Below are 16,041 nucleotides of genomic sequence, written 5' to 3' on the forward strand. Positions count from 1 at the left end.
TTTGTTCACCTGGAATTTATTACCCAGGTCACAATTTCGCGGTAGCCTCGCTCTGCTCATTTACAGCCATCCGCTATGGCTGTGCTGTGTATTTGCGGACCCTGGTAGCAGGCATTAACGTTCTCCGAAACTGGATAATCCGAGCAGGACCGCGAGCGCTCGCGCTCATCAAGTTCGCTGCCGGGGAGGAATCGGTTCATCAGCGAACAGATGTGGCGCCACCAGTCGGGAGGGGGCGCCGAATGCGTCTGTGGGAGTACCAGGGGTAATTCATGACAGCGGTCGTCGCGGTTCGCGCCGAGCCGGAAATTCCGAATACCGACCCGTCGTTCGCTTTTCGCGGTGTCGCGCTGATCGCGACGATCACCGCGATAGCGCTGACTGTGACGGCGGGACGCTACGAGTTCTTCGGTGACGAGCTCTACTTCCTGTCGGCGGGCAGGCGGCTCGACTACACCTACGCCGACCAGGGCGTGGTGGTGCCGCTGTTCGCCTGGATCGCGGACGTGCTCGCGCCGGGATCGACGACGGCGCTGCGCTTTCCCGCGGTGGTGATGGGCGTCGGCGCGGTCGTCGTGTCGGCGCTGATCGCCTACGAGCTGCGCGGCAGTCACCGCGCGCAGCTGCTCGCCGCGGGCACCTACGCGACGTCGTACCTGGTGGCGACCCAGGTCATCCTGAGCACCTTCTCCTTCGACGCCACCTTCACCGCCGTGATCACCTGGCTGTTCATCCGCTGGGTGCGCACCCGTCAGGACCGGCTGCTCGTTATCGCGGGGATGGTCGCCGCGCTGGACATGCAGGTGAAGTGGATGATTCCGCTGGTCTGGGCATGTCTCGGGCTGGCCGTGGTGCTGTGTGGTCCGCGGGAGATCCTGCGCCGCCCCGCGCTGTGGGTGGCGACCGGCATTCTCGCCGCCTCGCTGATCCCGATCCTGATCTGGCAGTCCCAGCACAATTGGCCGCAGCTGGCCATGGGCTCGATCATCGGCGCGGAGCAGGACGCGACCGGCTACGGTCCGCCCGGTTTCTTTCCGCAGTGGGTCGGCCTGGCGGGCGCGCTCGGCGCGTTGTTGCTCGCGTTCGGCTTTTGGGCGGTGTACAAACAGGAATCGCTGCGCCCGTATCGATTCATCGCGGTCGCCTTGGTGATCATGACCACATTCGTGGTCGTCACACACGGCCGGCCGTATTACCCGACGGGATTCTTTCCCGCGATGTTCGCCCTCGGCGCCGTCGGCCTCTGGCAGTTCGACCGTAAACGATGGATGAACCTGGCATTGATTCCGATCGCCGGAATCTCGGTGCTGACATTCATTGCCATGATCACCGTCACCCCGTTGCCGGCGAGTTGGCGCATGCAGGCCGAGGACGCCATCGATCTCGGCTTCCGATCGGCATTCTGGGGCACCACCAATTGGTCGGAAATGGTGGCCGCGGTCGGTACCGGTTACCAGACGCTGACGCCCGAGGAAAAGGCGAACTCCGCCGTCGTCGTGCAGGGGTACTGGCAGGCGGGCGCCGTCGAGCAGTTCGGCGGGCAACACGGTCTGCCCGCCACCTACAGCCCGAGTCGGGGTTTCGGCTTCTTCGGGCCGCCGCCGGACTCGGCGACCTCGGTGATCTACCTCGGGCTCGACACCGCCGAGGCCGACCTGCGCGCCCGGTTCACCGAGGTGGAGCGGGTCACGCAGCTCGACGATCCGATGGGCATCCCCGGCATCGACCGCATGGTCGCGGTCTGGCGCTGCACGGGACCGAAGCAGCCGTGGTCGGTCATGTGGGACGACATGACCACCCTGTACTTCGATCTCGGGCTCTGGCGCGACCCCAGGGCCACCACCCGCCCGACGCGCTGAGCCACCCGGCTCAGAACAGGCCGCGCAGGGCCAGGAAGCGCAGGCCACCCGCCGTCGCCATGACGGCGAGTACGGCGCCCGCCTGGGCGAACCGGCCGAGGCCGGGCGCCAGCGCGTCCAGCCCGGCCAGGGCGGCGGTGCTGGTCAGCAGGCCGATCAGGGCCAGGCCGCCGCCCTCCCACTGCGCGGTGAACCAGCCGACCCGGCCCGCCGCCCGGAAGGTGAGCTGACGGTGTAGCTCGTTCGCGATCACCGTGCTCACCAGCGACCCCGTGACATTGGCGGCCAGCGGGCCGAGCCCGGCGCAGGCCACGAACAGCGCGACGTAGGCGATATTGCTGGCACCGCCGACCAGCGCGAAGCGGATCAGCTGCGCGAGCGGGTGATCGGCGCGCAGGAACCGCCGCACGCGGCCGGACAGGTCCACGCGCGGCAGCACGACGAGGGCGGGACGCAGAGGCGGGGCGGCGAAGGCGGTGCTGTTCACGAGAACTACCGTCGCCGCCTGCGCTGACGCCGACCTGACGCCGGACTGACATGCCACTGGCACGGCCGCTTCCGATGGCGTCAGCGGGGATGTCAGGGCGGTGTCAGCCCGGTATCAGGGGCACCGGCGACGGTAATCGGCATGAACAACACAGCGATCGCGGCCTCCGGGCTGCGCAAGGCATACGGGGACAAGACCGTCCTCGACGGCATCGACCTCCGGGTCGACGCGGGCACGATCTTCGCCCTGCTCGGCCCCAACGGCGCGGGCAAGACCACCACGGTCAACGTGCTGACCACCCTGCTGACCGCCGACGGCGGCACCGCCAGGGTGGCAGGCCACGACCTCGCGACCGAGACCAAGGCCGTCCGCAAGGCGATCGGCGTCACCGGCCAGTTCGCGGCCGTGGACGACCTGCTGACCGGCGCGGAGAACCTGAAGCTGATGGCCGACCTGCACCGCCTGCGCGGTCCGGCGGGCAAGCGGGTGATCGCCGGGCTGCTGGAACGCTTCGACCTGGTCGAATCGGCGGCCAAGCCGGCCGCGAGCTACTCCGGTGGCATGCGCCGGAAGCTGGACCTGGCGATGACCCTGGTGACCAAGCCCGAGATCGTCTTCCTCGACGAGCCGACCACCGGACTCGACCCGCGCAGCAGGCGCACCATGTGGGAGATCGTGCGCGAGCTGACCGCCGACGGCGTGACGATCTTCCTCACCACCCAGTACCTCGAGGAAGCCGATCAGCTGGCCGACCGGATCGCCGTGCTGGACCAGGGCCGCATCGTGGCCGAGGGCACCGCCGAGGAGCTCAAGCGCCGCATCCCCGGCAGCCACGTCCGGCTGCGCTTCGCCGACGCCACGGAATTGGCCACGGCGGCGCGGATTCTGCCCGGCGCCACCCCCGACGCGGACGCGCTGACCCTGAACGTCCCTGGCGACGGTGACTCGAAATCCCTGCGGGCCCTGCTGGACCGGCTCGCCGCCCACGCCCTGGAGGCCGATCAGGTCTCCCTGCACACCCCTGACCTCGACGACGTCTTTCTCGCCCTGACCGGGCACCCCACCACGGAGGCCGAAGCCCGATGAGCACCACCACCGCACCCAGCACCCTGTCCGCCGCGCTGTTCGACTCGTCGGTCATGTTGCGCCGCAACTTCACCCACATCACCCGCTCGCCCGTCACCATCTTCAACGCGGCGCTGATGCCGGTGGTGATGATGCTGATCTTCGTCTACGTCTTCGGTGACGCCTTCGATGTCGGCGAGAACTACATCGACTACGCCGTGCCCGGCATGCTCATGCTGGCCATCAGCTACGGCCTGTCCGGCACCGCGGTGTCGGTGAGCTCCGATATGACAACCGGTGTCATCAACCGGTTCAAGGTCATGGACGTCTCCCGGGGCGCCGTACTGACCGGGCACGTCGCGGCGAGCATGCTGACCAATGTGGTCGCCATCGCCTCCGTGCTCGGTGTCGGGTTCGCGCTGGGCTTCCGGTCGCCGGCGACCGCGGCGCAGTGGCTCGGCGCGCTCGGGGTGCTGCTGGCCACCGCCTTCGCCGCGGCCTGGCTCACCGTCGCCCTCGGCATGGCCGCCAAAACCCCGGAGGCCGCGGGCATGTCGGTGGTGCCGCTGATCATGCTGCCCTTCGTGAGCAGCGCGATCGTGCCCGCCGACAAGATGGGCCAGGGCGTCCGGCAGTTCGCCCAGTACCAGCCGTTCACGCCGATCATCGAGTCGGTGCGCGGCTTCCTGACCGGCCATCCCTCGGCGGGCCACACCTGGGCGGCGCTGGCCTGGTGCGCGGGCTTCGCGGTCGTCGGCTACCTGTGGTCGCGGGCGACCTTCACCAAGCGGGCGTGATCGTTCTCGGCGCGGCCCGGCTCAGCTCCCCATCGCCTCGGTGACCATGTGGTCACCGGGGCGATGTCGGCTGTGGTCACCGGGCGAGGGTGAGCGCGACCAGGGCCGGTCGGTCGGCTTCCGCGCCCTCGCGCGCCGCCTCGGTGAAGGCCTTGTCGCCGAGGCGATCTCGGGCGATCCGCTCGATCCTGGCCACGTCGGGATGGGAGTGATCGGGCAGTCCGCGCGCCGCGGTGCCGGCCGCGAGCAGCCGCGTGGCCTGTTCGTACTGGTCGGTGCGTACCGCCAGGTCGGCGATTCCGACGAGGACGTAGGCCAGCAGGGGCGCGTGGCCCGCCGCCGTCGCCGAACGGAACGCGGCGTCGCAGTGATTCGCGGCCTCGGTGAGGTCGTCGGCGAGGTAGCCGAGCGAGATCTCCAGCATCGCACCGACATTCGGTTGTTCGGCGTCGGTGCCGAGGAGAGTCCGCGCGTGGATGATCTGCCCGTGCGCCAAGGCGGGGTCGCCACTCCAGCGGGCCAGTTCCGCACGCGCCAGGGCGACTTCGGCCAGCGCGGTGGGCCAGCCGTTGAGATCGGCGCAGCGTTGCGCCTCGGCGAGCGCGCCCGCGCCGGCGTCCGGATCGCCGAGCAGCCAGTGCAGCTGCGCTTGGCGCGCGCGCATCGCGACCACGTCCTCGATCGCGCCGACCTCGGTCACCACCGCGACGGCCTCGTCGAGAAGGGCGACAGCGTCGGCGAATTCGCCGCGCATCGCGGTCCGGTTGGCCAGCTCGGTGAGGGCGAACGACATGCCCCAGCGTTCGCCGAGCGCGCGGAATTCGGTGAGCGCCTGCGCGAGATACTCGTCCGGCTCCGGTCCGCTGTGCCCGAGCACGGTGCGCAGTTTGCCCAGCTGGAGCCGGGCGAGTGCGCGCGCCCACGGATCGTCGTCGCCGAGCACCGATTCGAAGGCGGGCAGGTATTCGTCCGGGCCGCCCAGCATGCGCTCCAGCGCGGCGGTGAACCGCAGCGCCGGATGGCTGCCGGTCGCATCGCGGCCGAATCGGTGCGCCTTGCGGATCCATTCCGCGACCTGCTGTTCGTCGTTGCGGCCCGAGGTGACGAAATGCACGACCAGCCCGTACACCAGCGCCCTGGTCTCGTCGTCGACCTCGCCGGGCAGTTCGGCGGCCGCGATGACCAGTTCGGTGCCCTCGCCCTTGTGCCCGCCCAGCCACCAGTACCAGCCCGCGGCCCCGGCCAGCCGCATCGCCGCCGCGGCGTCCGCGCTCGCGAGCGCGCCGCGCATGGCCAGGGCGAGGTTGTCGTGCTCGGCCTCGAGGACGGCCAGCCAGGTCAGCTGCTCGGCGCGGCGCAGGTGCGGCTCGGCGATGGCGGCCAGCCCGGTGAAGTAGTCCAGGTGCGCTCGCCGGGCCTGCTCCGCGTCGCCGGCCTCGATCAGCCGGTCGGCGGCGTACTGCTTGATCGTCTCCAGCATGCGGTAGCGCGGGGCCGGGTCCTCGGTGACGACCAGCAGCGACTTCTCGGTCAGCGCGGTGAGCAGGTCGAGCACCTCCCACTGCTCGACGGTGTCGCCTGCGCAGACCTGTTCGGCCGCTTCCAGACTCGCGCCACCGGCGAACACCGCGAGCCGGGACAGCACCCGGCGTTCGGCGTCGCTGAGCAGTTCCCAGCTCCAGTCGACCACCGCGCGCAGGGTCCGGTGCTGCGCGATCGCGGTCCGGCTGCCGCCGGTCAGCAGGCGGAACCGGTCGTCGAGGCGGTGGGCGAGCTGGTCGAGGGACATGGTGCGCAGGCGGGCCGCGGCCAGCTCGATCGCCAGCGGGATGCCGTCGAGCGCCCGGCAGACCCGCGCCATGGTGGCCCAGGTGTCCGGATCGGTGCCGAGGTCGGTGCGCACCGCGCTCGCCCGGTCGCGCAGCAGGGCGACGGCGGGGGAGGACTCGATCTCGCGCGGATCGGCCACCGCGGCGGGCAGATTCAGCGGCCGCACCTGCCATAGCGCCTCGCCGGTGATGCCGAGCGGTTCCCGGCTCGTCGCGAGGATGCGCAGCCGGGTGCACTCGCCGAGGATCCGATGGGCGAAGGTCGCGGCCGCTTCGATCACGTGCTCGCAGTTGTCCAGGATCAGCAGGGTCTCGCGGTCGCGGATCGCGGCGACGAGCCGGTCCATCGGTTCGGCGTTCGGCGAGCTGCCGAGCAGCGCGTCGCGGAGGCCGAGCGCGGCCAGGGCCGATTGCGCCAGGTCGCCGTTGCCGTCGGCGGCGGCCAGTTCCACCAGCCAGGCGCCGTCGGGCAGGTCGCCGAGCATCGTCCGCGCGGTCTCCACGGCCAGCCGGGTCTTGCCCGAGCCGCCAGGGCCGGTGAGGGTGGTGAGCCGATGGTCGGCGATGAGTTCGCGGACCACGGCGATATCGGCGTCCTTGCCGACGAAGGTGGTCAGTTCCGCGCGCAGATTGGTCGTGCGTTCCTGCGGCCGCGCGCCGACCTCGCCGCGCAGCAGCGCGACGTGCAGCGCCGACAGCTCCGGTGACGGGTCGACGCCCAGTTCGTCGGCCAGGGCCGCCCTGGCGCGCTGGTACACGATCAGCGCCTCGGGCGCCCGGCCCGCCGTGCCGAGGGCGCGCATCAGCGCGGCGACCAGTCGCTCCCGCACCGGATGCCTGGCCACGAGTTCGGTCAGCTCGGCGACCAGGTCGGCCCCATCGCCCAGCTGGATCTGCGCCTCGTAGCGGTCCTCCATGGCGGCCAGGTACAGCCCGTCGAAGCGGGTGATCACCGCGTCGACGGCCGCGCTGTCGCCCAGGTCGCGCATCGGGTCGCCGCGCCAGAGGCCGGTGGCCTCGCTCAGTAGCCGGGCCCGGTGCGCGTCGTCGCCGCCGCGCGCGCGGTCGACGAGCTGCTCGAACCGGATCGCGTCGACGGCGTCGGGCGTCACCGTCAGCCGGTAGCCGCCGGCCTGCACGTCGATGGCGCCGTCGGGCAGCACCCGGCGCAGGCGGGAGACCAGCGCTTGCAGGGCGTTCGCCGCGTCGGCGGGCGGCTGCTCGCCCCAGATCCAGTCGACCAGGCGCTCTTTCGACACCGCGCGACCGGGTTCCAGGGCCAGCGCGACGAGCAGCGCCCGCAGCCGAGCGCCCGGTACCGCTATCGATCCACCGTCCTTCGTCCGGATCTCCAGCGGTCCCAATATCCCGATCTGCACCCGGCCCATTGTGCCTCGCACGTCAACTGGTCGCCGGTCCGGATACGCGTCAGCGGGGGCGTCAGGTCGGTGTCAGGTCGGTGTCAGGCGAGCTCGCGACAGTAGTCCCATCAACGACGCGGCCCCCACCGGGAGCCCCCGATCTCCAGGAGATTCGCATGTACACCTTCCAGACCCCGCAGCCGATCGCCGTCACCGTCGACGTCCTGTCCGCGAGCGTCACCGTCGTCGCCGCCGATCGCGGCGACGTCGTCGTCGCGATCCGGCCCGCCGACGCGGCCAAGAAGGCCGACGTGCGCGCCGCCGAGCAGACCCGGGTCGAGTGCGCCGACGGCGTGCTCACGGTGACGACGCCGAAGAACTGGCGCACCTACACCCCCTTCGGCGGCAACCCCTCGATCGAGGTGACCATCGAGGTCCCCACCGGCTCCCGGTTCACCGGCACCGCCGGGGTGGGCCGCCTGCTCGGCGCGGGCGAACTCGGCGAGTGCGACCTGACGGTGTCCCTCGGTGACATCGTCGTCGAGCGTCCGCTGGGCTCGGTCACCGCGAAGACCGCCAAGGGCGACATCCGCATCGGCGAAGCCACCCGCGGCGAGTTCCGGCTGGAGACCTCGGTGGGCGAACTCGAGGTGGGTGTGGCTCCCGGCAGCGCGGTGCGGCTGGAGACCGCGGCAACGGTCGGCAGCGTGCGGAACCTGCTGGCGCCGGTCGCGCCGTCGGGCGACACCGTCACGGTGTCCGCGCGGAACGCGCTGGGCAACATCGTCATCCGGCACACCGCCGCCGTCTGAGGACCGGGACTGGTCACCGCCCTCGCCGCCGAATGTGCACAGGCGGTTCGGGAGGCGACGGGCCCGCCGGTCAGTAGTGGTAGCGAGCCTGGGCGATGAGGATACTGTCGCCGGCGACGGCATAGACCAAGCGGTGTTCGTCGTTGATGCGGCGGGACCAGTACCCGGACTTGTCGCCCTTCAGCGGCTGAGGCTTGCCGAGTCCGGAAAACGGGTCGCGGTCGATGTCATCGATGAGGCGCATGATCCGCATCGCCATCTTCCGATCCGTGGCAATCCAGTGGCCGAGGTCTTCGAACCCGAGTTTCGCGAAAGTGACCTTCACCCGAGCTCTTTCGCGAGGCGCTCCATGTCGACCCCCACCACGTCACCAGCTTCGAGTTGAGCGATTCCCTGGGCGAGCCTTGCGGCGTTGGCCGGGGAGCGCATCAGGTACAGCGTTTCACGAAGCGAGTTGTACTCGTCTTCGGAGATCAGTACGGCGTTGCCTTTGCGGCTGGTGATATGGATAGCGACAGCGTCGTCATTGACCTGTTCGATCAGTGGATACAGGCTGGCGCGCGCCTCGCTGGCAGACATGCTGGTCATCGGTCGTTCCTCTCCCGCGATCCAATTAATGGTACTGGATTGTGGTACGAGTGTCGACTGTGTCGAGTGCGCCGGTCACCGAGGAAACGCGCGCAGCAGGGGCTGGGTGGAGCAGCGGAAGGCGCCGCCGAACAGGCGCGAGACGGAGAAATCGATGTACTCGACGATGACGCCGCGCTCCTTCAGCGCGTCACCGACCCGGGCGAACTCCGGGTCGGTGATGTAGGTGTCGGCGTCGATGGGCAGGCCGTTGGTGGCCATGGCGGCGGCCTCGTCCTCGTCGACCTCGATCATGTCCCAGCCGCGCAGCGGGGCGGGCAGGCCGTCGGGCAGCCGGCCGGGGCAGGCGATCAGCAGGCCCTGCCGGACCAGGCCGAGCGCGCAGTCCAGGTGCAGGACGTGCGCGGGCAGCCGGACCAGGGTGACGGTGAAACCGAAGGGCTCCAGGTACTTCGCGAGCCAGCGGTAGCCCAGTTCGTTGGTGGCCATCCCCGAGCAGCCGACGAAGACCTGATCGCCGAGGACCAGCACATCGCCGCCCTCGAGGAACGGCCCAGGCCCGGCCTGCCCCGGCGCGACGATCTCCGGCTGCGGCAGCGAGACATAGCGCGCGGTGGACGGCAGCACCCGGTCAAGCAGCAGCTCCCGGCTCGGGAGCACCTCCGCCCTGCGGTGCGGGAACCGCAGCACACCCTCGATGACGTGGTCGCCGACGGTGAACCACGGGTCGCGGACGAAGAAGTTGGCGTAGCCGGCCGGTCCGGTCGCCGCCTTCTCGGCGTCGGTGAACAGGCGCGGGCGCAGCACTTCGACGCCGTATCTGCGCAGCACCGCGGTCAGCTCGGCGCGCTCGGCCTCCCAGGCCCGCTGCCTGTCCGGGTAGACCTCGCCGAAGTCCTTACCCCACACCGCGTCCAGGATCTCCACCGCACCGGGTTCCACCGGCAGCGCGTGCCCGAAGACCGCGGCGTCGGCCGGTGCCCGGAACTCGCTGCGGGACACCACCACCGTGCGCAGCGGAGCGAACTCACTGTCCACGCGGACCCGCGATGCGTCGGCGACCATGAGAGCGAACCTAACCCGCCCGCGGCGCCGGATCGTGGCACGCAACGCCGGGCCGACCGAAGAAAGCCCCCGGCCGCGCGTGGCGACCGGGGGCTTCCTACCAGCGATGACTCAGTTCTTGACCAGCTGCGGCGTCTCCGGCTCGTCGGCGACCTCGGGCGTGTGGGCGCCGTGCGGGTCACCCGCCGAGCGGTTCGGCAGCAGGACCGCCATGGCGATCACGATCAGCGCCAGGCCCGCCGAGACCGCGAAGGCCAGGCGCATGCCGTCCAGGCTCGCGGTGATCGGGTCGGTGCCCTCGGCGATGAGCGAGGTGCTGCGGGCCGACATGATCGTCACTACCAGCGCGGTACCGAAGGCCGCGGCCACCTGCTGCAGGGTGCCCAGCATGGAGCTGCCGTGCGAGTACAGGTGCATCGGCAGCGCGCCCAGACCCAGCGTGAACACCGGGGTGAAGGCGGCGGCCAGCGAGATCATCAGCAGGATGTGCAGGGCGAGCAGCTGCCAGTACGGCATGGTCAGCGAGATCTGGGTGAAGCCGGCCAGCGAGACGGCGATGCCGATCGAGCCGGGGATCACCAGCAGGCGCCCGCCGAACTTGTCGAACAGGCGGCCGACCGTCGGGCCGAGCAGACCCATGGCCAGACCACCCGGCATCACCAGCAGGCCGGTCTCCAGCGGGCTCAGGTGCCGCAGGTTCTGCAGGTACAGCGGCAGCAGGATCATCGAGCCCATCATCGCCAGGAACGCGATGGCCATCAGCACCAGCGCCTTGGCGTAGGTGCCCGACAGCAGCACCCGCAGGTCCAGCAGCGGGGTGCCGGTGCGCTGCAACCGGATCTGCCGCCAGGCGAACGTGGCGATCAGCAGCGCGCCGCCGGCGACGATCAGCGCCGGGGTGGCGTAGTTGCCGCTGTGGAACTTGCTCAGGCCGAACACCAGACCGCCGAAGCCGAGCGCGGCCAGCAGCACGCTGGGGATGTCGAGCACACCGGGCTGCGGTTCGCCGACGTTCTCGAGCTGCCGTAGACCCAGCCAGGTGACCACACCGGCGATCGGCAGCATCACCACGAACAGCAGCCGCCACGAGTCGATCGCGGGGACGTCGATCTGCAGGATCAGGCCGGAGATGACCGGGCCCATGGCGGGCGCGACCGAGATGGCGAGGGTGACGTTGCCCATCACCCGGCCGCGATCCTGCTCGGCCACCACGGTCATCAGGGTGGTCATCAGCAGCGGCATCATCACCGCGGTGCCGCCGGCCTGGATGATCCGGCCGACCAGCAGGACCGCGAAGGTGGGCGCGAGCGCCGAGAGCACGGTGCCCGCGATGAAGACGCCCATCGCGATCGCGTAGGCCTGGCGGGTGGTGACCCGCTGCAGGAACCAGCCGGTGGTGGGGATGATCGCGGCCATCGTCAGCATGAAGGCGGTGGAGACCCACTGCGCGGCCACCTCGGTGACGTGCAGATCGCTCATCAGCCGCGGGATGGCGTTGATCATGATGGTCTCGTTGAGGATCACCACGAAGGTCGCGAGCACCAGCACCCGGATGACGGTCGGCGTCCCGCCTTTCGTCGTCGGCGGGGTTAGTTCGGCGGGCATCGGGGTACCTCCAGGAGCGGGATCGGCTGGGCGTGCGGTGGCCCGATGCCGGGTCGGCTGTGTCCCGGCACCACGTGAGTGAAGACGGATTCCGTCGGTCCAACTCATCGGGCGCGGGCCAGTATTCCGTTCACCTCCGACACAAATCACCTTGTTTTCGCCGTTCAGGGCTCTATGGTGGCGCGCGAAACCGCAGCTGGGGGCCGGATCTGGACCATCGATCAGCTCCTGCGTGACCCTCGTCACTGTCTGGAACCTGTGACAGATGGGGCGGGTGTGACCACGTGTGCGCCGTGATTCCGAGGGGTATACCGGAAGAGTGACTGCATCGAGACTGTGGCTAGCTGTGGTGTGCGCGATCGTCGCTTCGCTGGGGGGTGTACAGGCGAAGGCCGATCCGGGGGCGTACGTGGCGGGGGAGGCGCCGCTGGGTGGGCGGGCCGCTCAGCTCGATGTGTACTCGCCCGCGATGGGCCGGGTGATCCAGAACAGGGTGCTCGCGGCGGCGGGGGCGGGTGCGCCGACGCTGTACCTGCTGACCGGCGCGGGCGGCGGCGCCGACGGGATCTCCTGGTGGGACAACACCGATGTGCGGGATTTCTTCGCCGACAAGCACATCAACGTGGTGATGCCGGTCGGCGGCGCGTTCACGCTCTACACCGACTGGATCGCCGACGATCCCGGCGTCGGCCGGGCCCGCTGGGAGACCTACCTGACCGAGGAGCTACCCGGCGTGATCGACGGCGCGCTCGGCGCCAGCGGGCGCAATGCCATCGCGGGCGTGTCGATGAGCGCGTCGTCGGCGCTGGACCTGACCATCCGCGGCGGCTCCCGCTTCGCCGCGGTGGCCGCGCTGAGCGGCTGCCCCTGGGCGGCCGACCCGCTCGGTATCACGATGGTCAGCGCGCAGGCGGCGCGCGGCGGCGGCAATCCCGGCAACATGTGGGGCGTGCCGGGCGGCGCGGTCTGGCGCGAGCACGATGTCTTCGCAAACGCAGGCGCGCTGGCGGGCAAGACGATTTTCCTGTCGGCCGCCACCGGCCTGCCCGGCGCCGCCGACCGCGGGCTCCCCATGCCGCCGCTGGAGACGATCGCGGGGGCGTGCACGGCGGCCTTCGCGGGTCGCCTCGGGCAGCTCGGCATCCCGGCCACCTACGTCCACCGGCCGACCGGCGCGCACACCTGGGGACAGTTCCAGACCGACCTGCACGAGGCGTGGCCGCACCTGGCCGCCGCCATCGGTGCCTGAGCTCAGGCCTCGACGGCGACCGGGCGCTGCGCCTGCGGCGTGGTGGTGTCGTCGACCACCGGGCCGAGCTCGGGCTCGCGCCCGCCGCGCCGGAACCACCACTGCAGCAGCCCGATCCCGAGCACCGCCAGCAGCGCGCTGGTCAGGCTGATCGACAGGCCCGGCGGCCGCCAGGTGACGGTGAGCTGCGCGTTGTGCGTGCCGGGCGGGATGTCGACGGCGACGAAGGTGCCCGCGACGGCGCGCACGGGGATCTCCCGGTCACCCAGGCTCGCGGTGTAGCCGGGCCAGGCCAGGCGGGCCAGCACGATCCGCCCGCCGGTGCCCGAGGAGACGGTGGCCCGGTTGGTCAGGCCCGCCTCCGGCATCACGGTGGCGTGCACGCCCGACTCGTGCGCGATGAGGTCGCCGGGCGAGGGCAGCGGATTGACCCGCTCCAGCACCCAGATCTGCTGCTCGTGCCCGGGGTAGTGGACGAACTTCCAGCCGGGCGGCGCGGGCTTCTCGCCCGCGTCGGGGTACTGGGCCCGCTGCAGGACGACGCGATCCATCCGCATCAGGTCGACGACCGGGGTATCGGTCGACGGCTCGACCGCGAACACCCGGCGATACGCGTCGGGGCAGGTGCCGCCGTCCCAGGCCATGCACAGCAGCCCGGCGAAGGCCGCGTGCCCGACCGGGGTGTAGCCGTTCACGTACTGCAGGCCGAGGTTCTTGGCGTAGCTGCCGAGCGCGATCGAGCCGTAGGTCGCCGCGAGCGTGCGGTCCTCGTCGCGGACCATGATCCGGTCGGCCAGTTGCAGTGTGCGACCGCCGAAGTCGGGGAACGCGGCGGTCATCTCCGAGCGCCGCTCGGGGAATCCGTACGACAGCGGCGTCGCGGGGGCGGTGGCCACCTGGACGAAGGCGATCGGGAAGGTCGCGACGATGGTCAGCGCGGCGGCGGCGCCGATCCCGCGGTTCCTGGCCAGCCACAGCACGCCCGCGCCGAGCGCGACCACGAAGACCACCGCGATCAGATGCCGTTCGAGCAGTTTCGGCGCGGCCGAGAACGACCGGATGAACAGCAGGCCGATCAGCGCGCCCGCGGCCGCGTACCGGCGCCGGGACGAGGCGAACACCCCGTGGCGGCTCAGCAGCACGCACACCAGCACCAGCAGGGCGATCGCCAGCATCGGCAGCACCCGGGCGGGCCAGCGCAGCGGGCCGATCGCGCCGGGTCCGGCGGTCCACATCAGCGTGGCGACGGCGAACAGCGCGATCCCGCTCCACTCGGCGGCGGTGCGCGCGGCGGCCTTCCAGTCGATGAACGCCAGCGCCGGGATCACGAACCAGGCGATGTAGACCATCGGCAGCGGCTGCACGTGGCCCCACCACGCGGTGAACGCGGGCACCGTGCTGGGCAGGCTGGCATTGAGCGATTCCGACCACGGCACGGTCAGGAAGGGGTCGTTGTGGATGGTGGAGACGTCGCCGCGCCAGGTCGCCTGCGAGGACAGCAGGATCGGCAGGTTGGCGACCATCGAGGCGGCCACCGCGAGCCCGGACGCGGTGAGCAGCCGCAGTACCGGCGCCCAGCGGCGCCGGTACAGGAACTCACCGGCGGCGACGGCGGCGATCATCAGGCCGGATTCGACGGCGGGGAAGGCGTATTGGATGGTCAGCGCCAGGTACAGGAACACGAACAGCGGGATCGGTCCCGAGCGGCCCCTGGCGTAGAGCACGGCCGAGGCCCACGCGTGCACGAGCCAGGCGGTGCCGGTGTGCGAGGTGAACCAGCTGGCCTCGTCGAAGAACAGGAACCAGCCGCTGAACGGGAACGCCACCCCGGCCACGGCGGCCCAGGGCGCGCGGGCGCCGTAGGCCAGGCAGATCCGGAACACGCCGAGCGCCGCGATCGTGGAGAACACCAGCTTCACCGCGGTCGCGTACAGCGCGAGATCGTCGAACGACGGCGCGAGCAGATAGACCAGCAGCTGCGGCGGGTTGTAGAGCCCGGCTTCCTCGAGGCTGTAGTTGCCCGCCATCCACTCCCACGGCACCATCGCCGGGAACCGGCCCGCCCTGAGTTCGGCGCCGAGCAGCTGCCACATGGGCACGTACTGCGCCTCGGTGTCGTCGGTGTAGAAGTGCCGCGAGTCGCCGAGCAAGACCGCGATATACCCGGCCAGTACCGCGATCACGACGACGATCGCCCACTGCGCCACTTGTTTTCGCGGTTCGAGCGCCGCGCGTACCCACACGAGCGCGGGAGCATAGGGCATTCAGATGAATCCGACAATAAGCCGGGGTGTCGCGGCGTGGTGGTGGACGTTTGACCAGCTCAGGTGTGGTTAGGTTGGGGTAAGCCCAACTCGGTGTGGCCGCGCTGTCGAGCGCGAAGTTGATAGCATGGCCCCACCGAGCCGACCCTTCGAGAGAGTCATCAATGCAGTTCGAAATCGTCGAGCGGGACGAGACATGGGTGGCCGGTCTGCCGGTCCGCAGTCCCAAGCGCGCGCTCGGAGAGCTGCGCGACCGGGATCTCGAAGCCGCGTGGTCGGCCGTCCTGCACCAGGATCTGGGCGGCCCGCTGGCCAGTGCCTACACCGACTACACCGGTGAGCTGAGCACCTACAACACCCAGATCGTCGGCTACCAGTGCGCGTCGCTGGATCAGGTCACCCGCGGACATCTGGCGGCGCGGCTGCCGCGCGGCACCTACGCGCGCTTCTCCTCGGTCGGTAACTTTCCCCAGGTGATGACGGATCTGTGGACCCAGATCGCCTACGCCGAGGAGCACAACCAGATCAAGCGCACCTTCACCGGCGATTTCGAGTGCTACCCGCACGCGTACAAGATCGACCTGTACCTGGCGGTCGATCCGCGATGAGCTACACGATCGTGGTGCGCGGTGGCGCACTGTACGGCGGCCTCGCTGTGCCGCGGGTCCATCCGAGCTTCAAGGTGAGCAACAGCGACCTGATCGAGTTCCTCAAGGACCGCCTGCGCGACCGGCCCGGCGGGCGCGAGCCGCTGCACACCGTCTACGTCCCCGATCCGGCCGGCAACTGGAACGCGTTGGTGGCGCGCGAGTACGCGACGCCCGACGACGTGCCGGTCGGTGACCTGATGGTGCGGGTGCCCAAGGGCATCTACGCCCGCTTCGCCCCCAACGGCGATTACCACGATCCGGTCGAGGATGTCTGGGCCCAGGTCGACGACGCGACGGCGTCGGCGGAGATCTCGCGGGCCTATCGCGAGGAGATCGAGGTCTGGCACGGCCCGGACACCGTAGAATTGTTCGTTTCGATCACGGTCGATAGCTGATGGTTAGCCGGATTC

14 protein-coding genes are annotated in these 16,041 nt (G+C 70.3%); 7 read left to right on the forward strand and 7 right to left on the reverse strand.

The features are described 5' to 3' along the window. Window positions 1–272 precede the first annotated feature (272 nt). Entirely contained in the window at window positions 273–1,859 is a 1,587-nt protein-coding gene (locus ACFYWJ_RS09800; protein ID WP_355273449.1) for a glycosyltransferase family 39 protein, read from the forward strand. 10 nt (window positions 1,860–1,869) lie between these two features. On the opposite strand, the gene ACFYWJ_RS09805 is transcribed toward ACFYWJ_RS09800, so the two are convergent. Next, window positions 1,870–2,346: a GtrA family protein gene (locus ACFYWJ_RS09805; RefSeq protein ID WP_387161308.1), complete on the reverse strand. Its 477-nt coding sequence runs from the start codon at window positions 2,344–2,346 to the stop codon at window positions 1,870–1,872. Window positions 2,347–2,487: 141 nt separating this feature from the next. On the opposite strand from ACFYWJ_RS09805, the gene ACFYWJ_RS09810 reads away from it, so the two are divergent. Beyond that, window positions 2,488–3,432 carry an ATP-binding cassette domain-containing protein gene (locus ACFYWJ_RS09810; RefSeq protein ID WP_355273446.1) on the forward strand — a complete coding sequence of 315 codons (945 nt, stop codon included), beginning with the start codon at window positions 2,488–2,490 and terminating at the stop codon, window positions 3,430–3,432. Continuing rightward, window positions 3,429–4,208, forward strand: a complete 780-nt coding sequence (locus ACFYWJ_RS09815) for an ABC transporter permease (RefSeq protein ID WP_355273443.1) — start codon at window positions 3,429–3,431, stop codon at window positions 4,206–4,208. The genes ACFYWJ_RS09810 and ACFYWJ_RS09815 overlap by 4 nt, the downstream gene beginning before the upstream one ends. A 76-nt stretch (window positions 4,209–4,284) precedes the next feature. Here the strand turns inward: ACFYWJ_RS09815 and ACFYWJ_RS09820 are convergent, their stop codons facing one another. Beyond that, entirely contained in the window at window positions 4,285–7,425 is a 3,141-nt protein-coding gene (locus ACFYWJ_RS09820) for a BTAD domain-containing putative transcriptional regulator (RefSeq protein WP_355274615.1), read from the reverse strand. Between the two features lie 149 nt (window positions 7,426–7,574). Between ACFYWJ_RS09820 and ACFYWJ_RS09825 the strand changes: the two genes are divergently transcribed. Continuing rightward, window positions 7,575–8,210 (forward strand): DUF4097 family beta strand repeat-containing protein, encoded by a 636-nt coding sequence (locus tag ACFYWJ_RS09825; RefSeq protein WP_355273440.1) that lies wholly within the window; start codon window positions 7,575–7,577, stop codon window positions 8,208–8,210. A gap of 70 nt (window positions 8,211–8,280) precedes the next feature. Here ACFYWJ_RS09825 and ACFYWJ_RS09830 read toward each other — a convergent pair whose 3' ends face one another. The 4 genes from ACFYWJ_RS09830 to ACFYWJ_RS09845 form a co-directional block, all read right to left on the reverse strand. Then, on the reverse strand, window positions 8,281–8,535 hold the full coding sequence (locus ACFYWJ_RS09830) for a Txe/YoeB family addiction module toxin (RefSeq protein ID WP_355273438.1): 255 nt from the start codon (window positions 8,533–8,535) through the stop codon (window positions 8,281–8,283). Continuing rightward, a complete protein-coding gene (locus ACFYWJ_RS09835; protein WP_355273435.1) occupies window positions 8,532–8,798 on the reverse strand; it encodes a type II toxin-antitoxin system Phd/YefM family antitoxin in 267 nt (88 codons plus the stop codon). The genes ACFYWJ_RS09830 and ACFYWJ_RS09835 overlap by 4 nt, the downstream gene beginning before the upstream one ends. 75 nt (window positions 8,799–8,873) lie before the next feature. Then, complete coding sequence (locus tag ACFYWJ_RS09840; protein WP_355273433.1) at window positions 8,874–9,863, reverse strand: amidinotransferase; 990 nt, start codon at window positions 9,861–9,863, stop codon at window positions 8,874–8,876. A 111-nt stretch (window positions 9,864–9,974) separates the two neighbouring features. Next, window positions 9,975–11,468, reverse strand: coding sequence for an MDR family MFS transporter (locus ACFYWJ_RS09845; RefSeq protein WP_355273430.1), 1,494 nt, complete (start codon window positions 11,466–11,468; stop codon window positions 9,975–9,977). A gap of 319 nt (window positions 11,469–11,787) precedes the next feature. Between ACFYWJ_RS09845 and ACFYWJ_RS09850 the strand changes: the two genes are divergently transcribed. Further along, window positions 11,788–12,717 (forward strand): alpha/beta hydrolase family protein, encoded by a 930-nt coding sequence (locus ACFYWJ_RS09850; RefSeq protein WP_355273427.1) that lies wholly within the window; start codon window positions 11,788–11,790, stop codon window positions 12,715–12,717. A gap of 2 nt (window positions 12,718–12,719) precedes the next feature. Here ACFYWJ_RS09850 and ACFYWJ_RS09855 read toward each other — a convergent pair whose 3' ends face one another. Next, complete coding sequence (locus tag ACFYWJ_RS09855) at window positions 12,720–14,981, reverse strand: hypothetical protein (protein WP_355273424.1); 2,262 nt, start codon at window positions 14,979–14,981, stop codon at window positions 12,720–12,722. A gap of 164 nt (window positions 14,982–15,145) precedes the next feature. Between ACFYWJ_RS09855 and ACFYWJ_RS09860 the strand changes: the two genes are divergently transcribed. After that, entirely contained in the window at window positions 15,146–15,589 is a 444-nt protein-coding gene (locus ACFYWJ_RS09860) for a GyrI-like domain-containing protein (RefSeq protein ID WP_019049207.1), read from the forward strand. Beyond that, complete coding sequence (locus tag ACFYWJ_RS09865) at window positions 15,586–16,026, forward strand: AraC family transcriptional regulator (RefSeq protein WP_355273421.1); 441 nt, start codon at window positions 15,586–15,588, stop codon at window positions 16,024–16,026. Before ACFYWJ_RS09860 ends, ACFYWJ_RS09865 begins: the two co-directional genes overlap by 4 nt. Window positions 16,027–16,041: the final 15 nt, after the last annotated feature.

Source organism: Nocardia sp. NPDC003269 (assembly GCF_042888005.1).
In the GTDB taxonomy this organism is placed as follows: domain Bacteria; phylum Actinomycetota; class Actinomycetes; order Mycobacteriales; family Mycobacteriaceae; genus Nocardia.